This is a genomic window from Streptomyces sp. NPDC088157, assembly GCF_044741545.1.
Taxonomy (GTDB): Bacteria; Actinomycetota; Actinomycetes; order Streptomycetales; family Streptomycetaceae; genus Streptomyces.
This window is the reverse complement of record NZ_JBIUSU010000006.1, coordinates 604178-618833: the sequence shown is the minus strand read 5'-3', so window position 1 is coordinate 618833 and position 14656 is coordinate 604178. Positions and strand designations below refer to the sequence as shown.

Below are 14656 nucleotides of genomic sequence, written 5' to 3'. Positions count from 1 at the left end.
CAGTGCCGAGCCGTAGGGTGGTCGCGCTATGACGAAGCCCTCACTCCCCGAACTCCTGCACGCTGCCGTCACCGCTGTCGGCGGCACCGAGCGCCCCGGCCAGGTGACCATGGCCGAAGCCGTCGCCGAGGCGATCGACGACGGCTCCCATCTGCTGGTCCAGGCCGGCACCGGCACCGGTAAGTCGCTCGGCTACCTCGTGCCCGCCCTCGCGCACGGGGAGAGAGTGGTCGTGGCGACCGCCACGCTGGCCCTGCAGCGCCAGCTCGTGGAGCGGGACCTGCCGCGCACGGTCGACGCGCTGCATCCGCTGCTGCGCCGCCGCCCGGAGTTCGCGATGCTCAAGGGCAGATCGAACTACCTGTGCCTGCACCGACTGCACGAAGGGGTCCCGCAGGACGAGGAGGAGGGCCTCTTCGACCAGTTCGAGGCGGCCGCACCCACCAGCAAGCTGGGCCAGGATCTGCTCCGGTTGCGGGACTGGTCGGACGAGACCGAGACCGGTGACCGGGACGACCTCACGCCCGGCGTCTCCGACCGGGCCTGGGCCCAGGTGTCGGTTTCCTCCCGGGAGTGTCTGGGAGCCACGAAGTGCGCCTACGGCGCCGAGTGCTTCGCGGAGATGGCCCGTGAGCGAGCCAAGCTCGCCGAGGTCGTCGTCACCAATCACGCGCTGCTCGCCATCGACGCCATCGAGGGTGCGCCGGTCCTTCCGCAGCACGAGGTGCTGATCGTGGACGAGGCGCATGAGCTGGTCTCGCGGGTCACCGGTGTGGCCACGGGCGAGCTCACTCCGGGACAGGTCAACCGGGCCGTGCGCCGGGCGGCGAAGCTGGTCAACGAAAAGGCGGCCGACCAGCTCCAGACGGCCGCCGAGGGCTTCGAGCGACTCATGGAACTGGCGTTGCCCGGTCGCCTGGAGGAAATCCCGGAGGACCTCGGGTACGCCCTCATGGCGCTGCGTGACGCCGCGCGGACCGTCATCTCGGGCATCGGCGCGACCCGCGACAAGTCCGTCCAGGACGAGGACGCCGTACGCAAACAGGCCCTCGCATCGGTGGAGACCGTGCACGACGTGGCGGAGCGGATCGTCAACGGCTCCGAGTGGGACGTCGTCTGGTACGAGCGGCACGACCGCTTCGGTGCTTCTCTGCGGGTCGCGCCCATGTCCGTGTCGGGTCTGCTGCGGGAGAAGCTCTTCGCGGACCGCTCCGTGACCCTGGCCTCGGCGACCCTGAAGCTGGGCGGGGACTTCAACGGTGTGGGCGCCTCGATGGGGCTGGCCCCGGAGGGCACGGAAGGCGAGGACGTCCCGCAGTGGAAGGGCATCGACGTGGGTTCGCCTTTCGACTACCCCAAGCAGGGCATCCTCTACGTGGCCAAACACCTGTCGCGTCCCGCGCGGGACGGCGACCGCGGCGACATGCTGGATGAGCTGACCGAACTGATCCAGGCGGCCGGCGGACGCACGCTCGGCCTCTTCTCCTCCATGCGGGCCGCGCAGCTCGCCGCCGAGGAACTGCGCACCCGGGTGCCCGAGTTCCCGATCCTCCTCCAGGGGGAGGAGACACTCGGTGAGCTGATCAAGAACTTCGCGGCGGATCCGGCGACCTGCCTCTTCGGCACGCTGTCGCTCTGGCAGGGCGTCGACGTCCCCGGTCCCAGCTGCCAGCTGGTGGTCATGGACAAGATCCCCTTCCCGCGCCCCGACGACCCCCTGATGAGCGCACGCCAGAAAGCGGTGGAGGAAGCCGGTGGCAACGGCTTCATGGCCGTAGCCGCCACCCACGCGGCGCTGCTGATGGCGCAGGGCGCAGGCCGCCTGGTACGGGCGTCGGGGGACCGTGGCGTGGTCGCCGTGCTGGATCAGCGACTGGCGACGGCCCGCTACGGGAGCTATCTGAAGGCGTCGCTCCCGGACTTCTGGTACACCACGGACCGCACTCAGGTCCGGAAGTCGCTCGCCGCGATCGACGCGGTGGCCAAGCAGGTAGAGGCACAGTGAGGCAGGCCGAGGCTCGTAGAGGGGCCGTCCCGTAATCGGAACGGCCCCCTTTCCCTCTTGCCATCGGGCACAGCACAGGGCCCCGGAACCGGCGCAGGGATCCCGGGGCCCAGTTCAGAGGGTGGCCGGCGCGGTCCCGGCCACCACCGTGCTCAGACGCGGCGGAGTACGGCCACCACCTTGCCGAGGATGGTCGCGTCGTCACCCGGGATCGGCTCGTACGCCGCGTTGTGCGGGAGGAGCCACACATGGCCGTCCTCGCGCTTGAAACGCTTGACGGTGGCCTCGCCGTCCAGCATCGCCGCCACGATGTCGCCGTTCTCGGCGACGGGCTGGCGGCGGACGGTGACCCAGTCGCCGTCGCAGATCGCGGCTTCGATCATCGAGTCACCGACGACCTTGAGCACGAACAGCTCCCCGTCGCCCACCAGCTGGCGCGGCAGTGGGAAGACGTCCTCGACCGATTCCTCGGCGAGGATCGGGCCACCGGCGGCGATGCGGCCGACCAGCGGGACGTACGACGCGGCGGGCTTGCCGGCGGTGTCCGTCGGCTGGACGGAGGCGGCCTGGTCGGAGCCGCGCACCTCGTAGGCGCGCGGCCGGTGCGGGTCGCGGCGCAGGAAGCCCTTTCGCTCCAGCGCCATCAGCTGGTGCGCGACCGACGAAGTGCTGGACAGGCCGACCGCCTGACCGATCTCCCGCATGGACGGCGGATAGCCGCGCCGCTGTACGGAGTCCCTGATGACCTCGATCACTCGGCGCTGACGGTCGGTGAGTCCCGAACTGTCGGCGCGGATGCCTGGAGGTCGGCCAGGCAGCGAGCGCTTGTGTCCCTCGGGATTCATGGCTTCGTTCATCGCATGCACCGGCTCGAGTCGGCCCTGGGAGCGGTCCTGGGCAGTGATGGTGGCGCTGTCTGCGGTGGTGGTCACGTCGGCCCCTCTCGATTGTCTCCCTGCTGGACAACGGTAGTGGCTTTCGAAAGGTTGCGCCAAACACACGTTCGAGTGAAAAAGCGTGGATAGCCTGACTTGATCATGTGTCTGGGTGTATGGCTGACGCGCTGCCCGGCAGATGAGGGGGCTCGTGGTCGTACTCTTCACCGCCGAGACGGATGGCCTTGTGAGGCGTGGCCCCAGTCTGCCATCCGGCGTCCCGTCGTTCGGGAACCGGCCCCGCTCTGCGCGAGAGTCCCACCTCTCCTCCCTGCGGCGACCACGGTATCGCCGTATCCGCCACGCGGATACGGGTGCACGCACGCGTGCGCGGGTGGATTTCGGGTGCTCGGTGTGACGGCGGGAACGCATGCGGTGAACCCCGCGGGCGCGACACGCGATACGGCCTGGATGTATAGGCCAAGCCCCCATATGTAGTGGTTGGATTGCGGCAGCGGCCCAGCAGTTGTGGTCCCCGGTGTCTTCGGATGCTCTTGGATCCCCTATGCTTGGGGCTGCTTCGAGGGGCCCATGGGACCCGGCGAGGCCATCGAGTCTGCTGTGAGGAGGGTTGGAGTTCATGCACTGCCCCTTCTGTAGGCACCCCGACAGCCGTGTCGTCGACAGCCGTACGACGGATGACGGCACGTCGATCCGCAGGCGCCGCCAGTGCCCTGACTGCTCCCGTCGTTTCACGACCGTGGAGACGTGCTCGCTCATGGTGGTGAAGCGGTCCGGAGTCACCGAACCCTTCAGCCGTACCAAGGTCATCAACGGCGTGCGCAAGGCATGCCAGGGGCGGCCTGTCACCGAGGACGCTCTGGCTCAGCTCGGCCAGCGGGTCGAGGAGGCGGTGCGGGCCACCGGAAGCGCCGAGTTGACCACTCATGACGTGGGGCTGGCCATACTCGGCCCGTTGCAGGAGCTCGACCTCGTCGCCTATCTGCGATTCGCCTCCGTCTATCGGGCGTTCGACTCGCTCGAGGACTTCGAGGCCGCCATCACGGAACTCAGGGACCAGACGGCACACCCCGCCGCGGACGACGAAGACCGCGAGGGTGGCGCGGGGGCTGTCGTGGGAAGCCGAGAAGACGAAGGCGGGCCCGGAGAGACCGTGCAGGTCCCCGAGCCCGCCCACGCCGCCGACTGACCGACGGGCCTGAACCGGGTTTCCATTCCGGGGAGGGCCGGGCGGCGGCGGACCAAGACCTGCTGTGGGCGGTAGTGCGTGGTGCCCGCAGTACAAGACAGAACAGCGTGCCATGGGAACAACGTGGCATTTTAGGGCGTTTTCGCCCGCAGAGGGAGGCGGCATGACAGAGACGGCGAGCGGTCCGGCACGAGGCACCCGGGCCAAGGGTGCCAAGACCACCAAGGGCCTGCGTATCGAGCGCATCCACACGACCCCCGGCGTGCACCCCTACGACGAGGTGGTCTGGGAGCGTCGTGACGTCGTCATGACCAACTGGCGCGACGGCTCGATCAATTTCGAGCAGCGTGGCGTCGAGTTCCCCGACTTCTGGTCGGTGAACGCGGTCAACATCGTCACCAGCAAGTACTTCCGTGGTGCCGTCGGCACCCCTCAGCGCGAGACCGGCCTCAGGCAGCTGATCGACCGGATCGTGAAGACGTACCGGAAGGCCGGTGAGGACCACAAGTACTTCGCCTCGCCCGCCGACGCCGAGATCTTCGAGCACGAGCTGGCGTATGCCCTCCTGCACCAGATCTTCAGCTTCAACAGCCCCGTCTGGTTCAACGTCGGTACCCCGCAGCCCCAGCAGGTCTCCGCCTGTTTCATCCTGGCCGTCGACGACTCCATGGAGTCGATCCTCGACTGGTACAAGGAAGAGGGCATGATCTTCAAGGGCGGCTCCGGCGCCGGCCTCAACCTCTCCCGCATCCGCTCCTCCAAGGAGCTCCTCTCCTCCGGTGGCAACGCCTCCGGCCCCGTCTCCTTCATGCGTGGCGCCGACGCCTCCGCCGGCACCATCAAGTCCGGTGGCGCCACCCGTCGCGCCGCCAAGATGGTCGTTCTCGACGTGGACCACCCGGACGTCGAGGACTTCATCGCCACCAAGGTGAAGGAAGAGGAGAAGATCCGCGCGCTGCGCGACGCGGGCTTCGACATGGACCTGGGCGGCGACGACATCACGTCCGTCCAGTACCAGAACGCCAACAACAGCGTCCGCGTGAACGACGAGTTCATGACGGCCGTCGAGAACGGGACCGAGTTCGGCCTCCGCGCCCGCATGACCGGCGAGATCATCGAGAAGGTCGACGCCAAGGCGCTGTTCCGCAAGCTCGCCGAGGCCGCCTGGGCCTGCGCCGATCCGGGCATCCAGTACGACGGTGTGATCAACAACTGGCACACCTGCCCCGAGTCCGGCCGGATCACCGCGTCGAACCCGTGCAGCGAGTACATGCACCTGGACAACACGTCCTGCAACCTCGCCTCGCTGAACCTGATGAAGTTCCTCAAGGACGACAGCAAGGGCAACCAGTCCTTCGAGGCCGACCGCTTCCAGAAGGTCGTCGAGCTCGTCATCACGGCGATGGACATCTCCATCTGCTTCGCCGACTTCCCCACCCAGAAGATCGGCGAGAACACGCGCGCGTTCCGCCAGCTCGGCATCGGCTACGCCAACCTCGGCGCCCTGCTGATGGCCACCGGCCACGCGTACGACTCGGACGGCGGCCGATCCCTGGCCGGCGCCATCACCTCCCTGATGACCGGCACCGCATACCGCCGCTCCGCCGAACTGGCCTCGGTGGTCGGCACGTACGACGGCTACGCCCGCAACGCCGACGCCCACAACCGCGTCATGAAGCAGCACTCCGACGCCAACGGGACGGCCGTCCGCATGGACGACCTGGACAGCCCGGTCTGGGCCGCCGCCACGGAGGCGTGGCAGGACGTGCTGCGTCTCGGTGAGAAGAACGGTTTCCGTAACTCCCAGGCGTCCGTGCTCGCCCCGACCGGCACCATCGGTCTGGCGATGTCCTGCGACACCACCGGCGTCGAGCCCGACCTCGCCCTGGTCAAGTTCAAGAAGCTGGTCGGCGGCGGCTCGATGCAGATCGTCAACGGCACCGTCCCGCAGGCCCTGCGCCGCCTGGGTTACCAGGAGGAGCAGATCGAGGCGATCGTCGCCCACATCGCCGACAACGGCAACGTGATCGACGCTCCCGGCCTCAAGCAGGAGCACTACGAGGTGTTCGACTGCGCCATGGGTGAGCGCGCCATCTCCCCGATGGGCCACGTCCGCATGATGGCCGCGATCCAGCCCTGGATCTCCGGCGCCATCTCCAAGACGGTCAACATGCCGGAGACGGCGACCGTCGAGGAGGTCGAGGAGATCTACTTCGAGGCCTGGAAGCTCGGCGTCAAGGCGCTCGCGATCTACCGCGACAACTGCAAGGTCGGCCAGCCCCTCTCCGCGAAGACCAAGGAGAAGGAGAAGACCGAGGTCACCGAGAAGGCCGAGGAGACGATCCGCGCCGCGGTCGAGAAGGTCATCGAGTACCGCCCGGTCCGCAAGCGTCTGCCCAAGGGCCGTCCCGGCATCACGACCTCGTTCACGGTCGGTGGCGCCGAGGGCTACATGACCGCCAACTCGTACCCGGACGACGGTCTCGGCGAGGTCTTCCTGAAGATGTCCAAGCAGGGCTCGACCCTCGCCGGAATGATGGACGCCTTCTCCATCGCGGTCTCCGTCGGCCTCCAGTACGGCGTGCCGCTCGAGACGTACGTCTCGAAGTTCACCAACATGCGCTTCGAGCCGGCCGGCATGACCGACGACCCGGACGTGCGGATGGCGCAGTCGATCGTCGACTACATCTTCCGTCGCCTGGCACTCGACTTCCTGCCCTTCGAGACCCGCTCCGCGCTCGGAATCCACTCCGCCGAGGAGCGTCAGCGCCACCTGGAGACCGGTTCGTACGAGCCGACCTTCGAGGAGGAGGACGTGGACGTCGAGGGTCTGGCCCAGTCGGCCCCGCGCCAGACGGACCTGAAGGCCGTCGCCACCCCGAAGGCCGAAATCGAGGTGGCCGAGCCCGCCCCGAAGCAGGTGCACACCAGTGCCGAACTGGTGGAGATGCAGCTGGGCATCCAGGCCGACGCCCCGCTGTGCTTCTCCTGCGGTACGAAGATGCAGCGGGCAGGTTCCTGCTACATCTGCGAGGGCTGCGGTTCGACCAGCGGTTGCAGCTGATCCCAGCCGTGCCGGTCGGCTCGCGATGAGCTGACAAAGGGCGGTGGAGCCGATTCCGGCTCCACCGCCCTCGGTGTTTCGGGGTACCACCGTGCTCGAGCGGTCGGTGAGGCCCCGCGCGACGTCAGGAGCGGCGTACCTGGCCCATGATCCTCGTGAACGTCGCCGGGTCGTCCTCGTAGCCCTGGACGCCGGAGTGGAACGACCACCCGTCGGACGACTCGCGCAGGAACTCCCCGACCGTCGCCGCGGTCGCACCCAGGACGTCGGCGAAGTCGTCCTCGTCCAGCACGGTGTAGCCCTCTCGTATCCGGAAGGCGGGGTTGAGCACACCGACGAAGGTCCGGTGCTCCGGACTCTGCTGGATGACGACGCCGACGACCACGCGCGCGTAACGCGCGTCCAGGCGATCGAGTTCCAGCGTCATCACCTCGTCCCAGCCGAAGCCCTTGCCGTCCTTGCTGTCCCGGTTGAGGTAGATCGTGCCGTCGGGCGAGCGACTGTCGAAGTGGACCACATAGGCCGGGGCGCCATGCGGATCGCTCTCCAGGTAGGTCGCGGCCACGATGTCCAGGTCGGTGGGTGGCTGTCCCGTCGGACTCGGGTCCCACTTCAGAGCCATCTCGACCTTGCGGATTCCCTTGTTCAGGCCGCTCACCGGAATTCCCCTCCCCGTTTCCCCGTCTGGCGTCGCCCCGAACTGGCGGACCTTCAGGGCCGGTTGTCCATCCTGCCACGCGCGCGTGCCGCATCGCAGCGCCGCTCTGTGAACGAAGGTGACCAACGCCACGCCGACTGGCCTTACCATGGCGCGGTGCTGGTCAAGTGGATTCGCTGCACCGTGGTGGACCGCCGCGGTTTCGAACGGGGACAGCGAAAGTGGGCGGGGCTTCTGGGGGAGCCGGGGTTCCGGGGACAGGGCGGGGGCTGGAGCAGAGGGCGGCCCTCCGTCGCGCATGTCTTCGCGTTCTGGGAGAGCCGTGCGTTCTACGACTCCTTCATGGCGCGCTCCCATGACCGGCTGGCGACCGCGCAGTCGGGCACGTTCAAGGATGCCCAGGTGCGCCTGTTCGACTACCGCTTCGACGTGAAGACGGGCTTCGAACCCCGCTTCACCGACTCGGACCTGCTGCGGGTGGCCCTGTGCCGGGTCCACGAGGAACGGGCCGAGCACTTCACCCTGATGCAGGAGAAGGTCTGGAATCCCGCCATGGCGGGCTCGCCCGGCATGATCCGGGGGATGTTCGCCGAGGCGCCCGGGCCCGAGTTCATGGTGCTCTCGATGTGGCGCTCGCAGGCAGAGCACGGAAAGTACCGCACCGAACGCGTGGAGCGGCTGGCACTGCGCGCCCAGACGGAGGCGGACATCGCCTCACTCACCGGCGACATAGTCGAACTCGAGTCGACCTGGACGGTTTGAAAACCGGACGCGCCACCGACTCGCTACGCGCTCGTTGATCGTGCGCTGTTATGTGCCTTCTGTTGCGGGATTTGTGTGACCTACGCCGTATGGAGGCCCTACGAGTGCTCGATCGGCCGTCACCCGATCTAGGGTTTTGGCATGGCACGACCACGGCGCATCGTCCTTGTCCGGCACGGGGAGTCATCGGGCAATGTTGATGACACCGTCTACGAACGTGAACCCGACCACGCGCTGCCCCTGACCGAGCGAGGGTGGCGGCAGGCAGAGGAGACGGGAAAGACCCTGCGGGAGGTGTTCGGCCGCGAACGGGTCAGCGTGTACGTCTCCCCGTACCGGCGCACGCACGAGACACTGCGGGCCTTCCACCTGGACCCCGAACTCGTGCGGATCCGCGAGGAGCCCCGGCTGCGCGAGCAGGACTGGGGCAACTGGCAGGACTGCGACGACGTACGGCTGCAGAAGACCTATCGGGACGCCTACGGGCACTTCTTCTACCGGTTCGCGCAGGGGGAGAGCGGCGCCGACGTCTACGACCGGGTCGGTGGCTTCCTGGAGAGCCTCTTCCGCAGCTTCGAGGCCCCCGACCACCCGCCGAACGTGCTCCTCGTGACCCATGGTCTGGCGATGCGCCTCTTCTGCATGCGCTGGTTCCACTGGACGGTCGCGGAATTCGAGTCGCTCGCCAATCCGGGGAACGCCGAGATGCGGATGCTCGTTCTCGGGGACGACGACCGGTACACCCTTGACCGGCCTTTCAACCGCTGGCGAGATCCGGAACCGTACGGGATCACCGGATAGAGTGGCAGGGCGATGACCGCTGACTCCTCTCCCGACCGGCGCCTGGAGCGCGCGCTGGCAAGCCTGCGCGGCCTCGCCGTGGGTGACGCGCTGGGCTCACAGTTCTTCGTGCCCGTGAACTATCCGCTGCTCCAGCGCCGCGAGCTGCCGCCCGGGCCGTGGCAGTGGACCGACGACACAGAGATGGCCTGCTCCGTCGTGGCCGTCCTGGCCGCCCACCACCGCGTCGACCAGGACGCACTGGCCCACTCCTTCGCACAGCACCACGACTTCGACCGCGGATACGGCCCCGCGGTCAACCGGCTGCTGAGGCTGGTCCGGGAGGGCTCCGACTGGCGTGAGCTGTCGGCCGCCCTGTTCAACGGGCAGGGGTCGTGGGGCAACGGCGCCGCGATGCGGGTCGCCCCCTTGGGGGCCTGGTACGCGGACGACCCCGAGCAGGCGATCCACCAGGCCGAGATCTCCGCCTACCCCACGCATCAGCACCGTGAGGCCGTGGTCGGGGCCATGGCCGTCGCCGCGGCCGCAGCGCTGGCCGGCGCCCCCGGAGGCCCGCCCAGCGCCGAGGCGCTCCTGGACGGCGTCATCGCTCTCGTCCCGAAGAGTGCCGTCGGCGCCGGACTGCGACGTGCCAGGGACATGCTCGACTACGCCGACGCGGCCACCGTCGCGGCAGTGCTGGGTTGCGGAAGGCGTACGTCGGCCCACGACACCGTCCCCTTCGCGGTCTGGTCGGCGGCTCGCGCCCTCGGTGACTTCGAGGCAGCGTTCTGGACGACAGCGCAGGTCGGCGGCGATGTGGACACGACCTGCGCCATCGTGGGCGGAATACTGGCGTCCAGCAAGGCGGGGACGCCGCCGGGGGCGTGGGAGCAGCAGGTGGAGGCGCTGCCGGGGTGGCTGCGCCCGTCCGCGTGACGCCGGACCCCGGCCCTCTCACACGTGCTGCTCGGCCGTGAGCCCGCGTCGCCGCGCCGGACGAGGCGACTTGCCGGTCGGCGGGCGACGACCGAAGCCCGGCGAGAACTCTCCGTACTCGGTGGGAACTCTGAGTGACCGATCATGCGTTGTTCCGGTATCCGCTGTGCGCCGTCTGCGCGCAGGGCAGGTGGCTGCGGGAGCAACGTAGGGGGTGGGCGCGTGCGGTTCGTCCTGTTGGTGATCACGCCGGTGGTCTTGCGGGGCGCGGCGGGCCGGCCCGGAAGCGGTGTACGCGCCTTCACGGCAGGCGGTGACGCTTCCGGGCCGGCCGGTGCAACCGTCCTGTCAGCCGGCCACGGGGCCCGCTGTTCCCTGCAGCGCATCCAGGTCGCTCTTCTGGACGCGGATGACGAACCAGGCCGTCGCCAGAGCGAGTACGGCCATCGCGGCGGCCGGGACGAAGGCCGTCGAGATGCCGTGGGCGAGCACCTCGTGCCCCCAGGGAGCGGGCAACTGGTGCGTCTTGGCGAACTCGGCCTTCTGCTCCGCCGATCCCTCGGAGAGGAACTTCGGCAGTTGTTTCTCCGCCTCGTCCTTGCCGGCCGAACCGAAGACCGTCGTCAGGATGGACAGACCGAGCGAACCTCCGACCTGCTGCGTGGCGTTGAGCAGGCCGGACGCGGCGCCTGCTTCGTGCTGGGCGACGCCGGAGACGGCGGTGACCGTCACCGTCACGAAGTTCAGCCCCATGCCGAAGCCGAAGACCACCATCGGTCCGAGCACCCCGCCGACATAGGAGCTGTCGGGGCTGATGAAGGCCTGCCAGGTGAGGCCGAGCGCCACCAGCGCCGAACCGGCGAGCATGAAGGGCTTGGGGCCGGCGGTGGGCAGGAAGCGCTGCGACAGACCCGCGCCCGCCGCGATGGCGACCGTGACGGGGAGGAAGGCGAGGCCGGCCTTGATCGGGCTGTAGCCCAGCACGTTCTGCACGAAGAGCACGATGTAGAAGAACATGCCGAACATGGCCGCGGCGAGGCTCAGCATGATCACGTACGTGCCGGAGCGGTTGCGGTCGGCGAACATCTTCAGCGGGGTGATCGGCTCCTTGGCCCGCATCTCCGTGAACACGAAAGCGACCAGCAGAATCAGCGCGGCCGCGAAGGCGCCGAGGGTCAGAGTGTCCCGCCAGCCTTCCTCCGCCACGCGGATGAAGGCATAGACCAGAGAGGCCATGCCGGCCGTAGAGGTGAGCGCGCCGGCTATGTCGAAGCGCCCGGGGTGGCGCTCGGACTCGCTGATGTAGAGCGGCGCGAGGAAGGCGATGAGCACGCCGATGGGCACGTTGACGAACAGCACCCAGCGCCAGTCGAGCCACTCGGTGAGCATGCCGCCGGCGAGCAGGCCGATGGCGCCACCGCCCGCGGAGACCGCGGCGAAGACGCCGAAGGCCCGGTTCCGTTCCGGGCCCTCGGGAAACGTGGTGGTGATGAGCGCCAGCGAGGTGGGCGAGGCGATGGCGCCTCCCACGCCTTGCAGGGCGCGTGCGGCGAGCAACTGCCAGGGCTCCTGGGCCAGGCCGCCGAGGAGCGAGGCGAAGGTGAAGAGAAGGATGCCGGCCATGAACACCCGGCGTCGGCCGAGGATGTCACCCGCTCGGGCGCCGAGCAGCAGCAGGCCGCCGAAGGTGAGCGTGTAGGCGCTGACCACCCAGGTGAGATCGGTGGTGCTGAACTTGAGCGCGTCTTGAATGTGCGGAAGCGCGATGTTCACAATCGTCGCGTCGAGTACCACCATGAGTTGGCAGGCCGCGATCACGGTGAGTGCGATGCCGGGGTGCCCCTCCCGGCGCGCCGCCCCTGGTTTCTGGTCCTGAGTCAGCTGAGAGGTTGTCACTATGAGTCCCCCACAAGAGCGTTAGTGAACGGTGGCGTTCACTTGCGCGTCAACGGTAGTGAGTCTCTCGTAGTGAACGCAAGCGTTCACTCGCGGCGTCGCCTCTCGGCGTGTCCCCCGTCGCGGTCGTACGGAGCCTCGCTCCACCCCTCGATCCCCGCTTCTTCTGCTCGCTGGAGACACTCAGATGGATACTTCGCGCTGGACGGCCGCCCCTGCTCGGGTGTCCTCTCCCCGCCGGCGCGGCGCCGTGCTCGAACGTGCGATTCTCGATGCCACGCTGGAGCAGTTGGGCACCGTTGGCTGGAACGGACTCACGATGGAAGGTGTGGCGGCCGGTGCCCAGACCGGCAAGGCCGCCGTCTACCGCCGCTGGCCGTCCAAGGAGGCACTGGTCGCGGATGCCCTGCGGGCCGGACTGCCCCGGCTGGATGCCGTACCCGATCTGGGGAGCGTGCGCGAGGACCTCATGGCGCTGTGTCGCGACGCGCGCGACGCGATGTTCTCCCGACCCGGTTTCGCATTGCGCTCGATCATTCACGAATGCGATCCGATCCAGGGTGAACGCTTCCATACCTTGATCGTCGAGGGGGTGGTGGAGCCGACCGTCAAGCTCCTGAGGGAGGTCGTCAACCGTGGTATCAAGAGAGGCGAGGTGCGAGCCGACGCGGCGGACGGTTACGTCTTCGATGTCATCCCGGCCATGATGATGTATCGAACAAAAATGTGCGGGTGTGAATGGAATGATCGCGATCTCGATGAGATGATCGACCGGCTCATGATGCCGTTGCTGCGGCCGGCCATGTCCTGAGCGCGCATTCGGCGCCCTTGCCGGGGGTCGGCGAAGGGTCTGTGCCGACCGGGGTGTCGCGTTGGGATCCCGGCGGCGTAATCTAAGGGCGCCATGCCGTACGAACCCCCCACTCACACCGTCGAGCGCTCCCTCCGCGCCACGACCGGAGCGAAGATCATTGCCGGTGTCGACGAGGTGGGCCGCGGTGCGTGGGCCGGCCCTGTCACCGTCTGCGCGGCGGTCACCGGACTCCGTCGGCCTCCCGCAGGTCTCACCGATTCCAAGCTGCTCACCGTCAAGCGGCGTACCGAGCTCTCCGCGGAGCTGCTGAAATGGGTGACGTCGCACGCCCTGGGCCATGCCTCCCCGGAGGAGATCGATGACCTGGGGATGACCGCCGCTCTACGGCTGGCCGCCGGGCGGGCCCTGGAGGCCCTCCCGATCCGCCCGGACGCGGTGATCCTCGACGGGAAGCACGACTACCTCGGCGCCCCGTGGAGGGTTCGCACGGTGATCAAGGGTGACCAGTCCTGCGTGGCGGTCGCGGCGGCCTCGGTGATCGCCAAGGTCCAGCGCGACAAACTGATGGCCGAACTGGGTATCGACCATGCAGACTTCGCCTTTGCGGACAACGCCGGGTACCCGTCACCCGTGCACAAGGCCGCACTGGAGGAGCGGGGCCCCACTCCGTTCCACCGGTTGTCGTGGGCGTATCTTGATGCGCTGCCCCAGTGGCGGCACCTCAAGAAGGCCCGCATCTGGGCGAACGGAAGCGTTCCGGCGGTCGAAGGCCAACTCGGCTTCGACTTCTGACGAGTCCGGCCGCACCGACGTGCCACCCGCTGGCGCTTGCCGCACCACCGTTTGATAGACAACAGCTCATGCCTCTCATTCCCGAGGAGCCTCAGATTCACGAGAGTGCCCAGGGTCCCCGCGCCACTCCGGCCAGCAGCCGCACAGCGCCGACCCCTCGACCTGTACCCGGACCCCGTCCCGCGGCTCCGTCGCGTCCCGGTCGTCCCGGACCCCTTCGGCCCACGCCGCCGGCGCAACGCGCGCCGCGTGACGCGGCCGCCAAGCCGGGGCCCTCGGCCCCTGCCGTCACCGCGCCCGCTTCGGTGGCTCCCCAGGTCCAGTTGATCCCGGCCTCGGTCGAGGGCGCGCTGGACGCCGCAGAGGAGGCCGTGGACCTCCTCCTGGACTCGGGCCGCGCCCCGGGGGACGTGCTGGTGATCACCACCGGCGAACAGCACCCCTGGGCCACCCACGAACGGTCCTTCGGTGAGGCTCCCTACTGGGCCCAGCACGACGCGGGAGACGACGTCTTCTACGCCGACGCCGCCGCCTTGGAACGGGCGGGTGTGCGTCCTGTCGTCGTGGTGGCAGTCAACGGCGGTCCCGACGCCGCGGCGGCCACCGCTCTGCCGCTGGCCCGCGCTCGGGCCGCCGCCCTGCTGATCGTCTGCGGCGACCCGCAGCAGCTCGACGCGGTGTCGGGCGCGGGCGTCTGAGCCTGTTCCGGTAGGCCGACAGGCGCCGGGGTCCTGGAGGCGTCGCTGCTGCGGCGCCTCTGCGGCGTGCCCTGGCTTGCATCTGCCGCTTGCCTGGATGGCCGGGAGCTCGGCGCGCGTTCCATTGCGTCCCGAGCCGGTGCCCAGGCGCCGTCCGACCCGG

General features: G+C 68.7%; 12 protein-coding genes. 9 read left to right on the top strand and 3 right to left on the bottom strand.

The features are described 5' to 3' along the window. Positions 1–28: 28 nt before the first annotated feature. Positions 29–2005, top strand: coding sequence for an ATP-dependent DNA helicase (locus ACIPFH_RS26665; protein ID WP_401830104.1), 1977 nt, complete (start codon positions 29–31; stop codon positions 2003–2005). Positions 2006–2157: 152 nt separating this feature from the next. On the opposite strand, the gene lexA is transcribed toward ACIPFH_RS26665, so the two are convergent. After that, positions 2158–2937: a transcriptional repressor LexA gene (lexA, locus tag ACIPFH_RS26660; RefSeq protein WP_057575372.1), complete on the bottom strand. Its 780-nt coding sequence runs from the start codon at positions 2935–2937 to the stop codon at positions 2158–2160. A gap of 583 nt (positions 2938–3520) precedes the next feature. On the opposite strand from lexA, the gene nrdR reads away from it, so the two are divergent. Together nrdR and ACIPFH_RS26650 are read left to right on the top strand one after the other, a co-directional pair. Continuing rightward, complete coding sequence (nrdR, locus tag ACIPFH_RS26655; RefSeq protein WP_401830103.1) at positions 3521–4090, top strand: transcriptional regulator NrdR; 570 nt, start codon at positions 3521–3523, stop codon at positions 4088–4090. Positions 4091–4253: 163 nt separating this feature from the next. Continuing rightward, positions 4254–7154, top strand: a complete 2901-nt coding sequence (locus tag ACIPFH_RS26650) for a vitamin B12-dependent ribonucleotide reductase (RefSeq protein ID WP_401830101.1) — start codon at positions 4254–4256, stop codon at positions 7152–7154. A gap of 124 nt (positions 7155–7278) precedes the next feature. Here the strand turns inward: ACIPFH_RS26650 and ACIPFH_RS26645 are convergent, their stop codons facing one another. Next, a complete protein-coding gene (locus ACIPFH_RS26645; RefSeq protein ID WP_401830099.1) occupies positions 7279–7812 on the bottom strand; it encodes a TerD family protein in 534 nt (177 codons plus the stop codon). Positions 7813–7968: 156 nt separating this feature from the next. Between ACIPFH_RS26645 and ACIPFH_RS26640 the strand changes: the two genes are divergently transcribed. The 3 genes from ACIPFH_RS26640 to ACIPFH_RS26630 all read left to right on the top strand — a co-directional run bounded on the left by ACIPFH_RS26640 (position 7969) and on the right by ACIPFH_RS26630 (position 10293). Beyond that, entirely contained in the window at positions 7969–8574 is a 606-nt protein-coding gene (locus ACIPFH_RS26640; protein WP_401830097.1) for a YdbC family protein, read from the top strand. A gap of 141 nt (positions 8575–8715) precedes the next feature. Continuing rightward, positions 8716–9375 (top strand): histidine phosphatase family protein, encoded by a 660-nt coding sequence (locus ACIPFH_RS26635; protein WP_401830095.1) that lies wholly within the window; start codon positions 8716–8718, stop codon positions 9373–9375. 12 nt (positions 9376–9387) lie between these two features. Further along, positions 9388–10293 carry an ADP-ribosylglycohydrolase family protein gene (locus ACIPFH_RS26630; protein WP_401830093.1) on the top strand — a complete coding sequence of 302 codons (906 nt, stop codon included), beginning with the start codon at positions 9388–9390 and terminating at the stop codon, positions 10291–10293. Between the two features lie 348 nt (positions 10294–10641). On the opposite strand, the gene ACIPFH_RS26625 is transcribed toward ACIPFH_RS26630, so the two are convergent. Further along, on the bottom strand, positions 10642–12189 hold the full coding sequence (locus tag ACIPFH_RS26625) for an MFS transporter (RefSeq protein WP_401830092.1): 1548 nt from the start codon (positions 12187–12189) through the stop codon (positions 10642–10644). 187 nt (positions 12190–12376) lie between these two features. Here ACIPFH_RS26625 and ACIPFH_RS26620 point away from each other — a divergent pair, with 187 nt between their 5' ends. The 3 genes from ACIPFH_RS26620 to ACIPFH_RS26610 all read left to right on the top strand — a co-directional run bounded on the left by ACIPFH_RS26620 (position 12377) and on the right by ACIPFH_RS26610 (position 14493). Beyond that, entirely contained in the window at positions 12377–13000 is a 624-nt protein-coding gene (locus tag ACIPFH_RS26620; RefSeq protein ID WP_401830091.1) for a TetR/AcrR family transcriptional regulator, read from the top strand. Between the two features lie 93 nt (positions 13001–13093). After that, a complete protein-coding gene (locus ACIPFH_RS26615) occupies positions 13094–13795 on the top strand; it encodes a ribonuclease HII (protein WP_356253061.1) in 702 nt (233 codons plus the stop codon). 68 nt (positions 13796–13863) lie between these two features. After that, positions 13864–14493 (top strand): hypothetical protein, encoded by a 630-nt coding sequence (locus ACIPFH_RS26610; protein WP_401830088.1) that lies wholly within the window; start codon positions 13864–13866, stop codon positions 14491–14493. Positions 14494–14656: the final 163 nt, after the last annotated feature.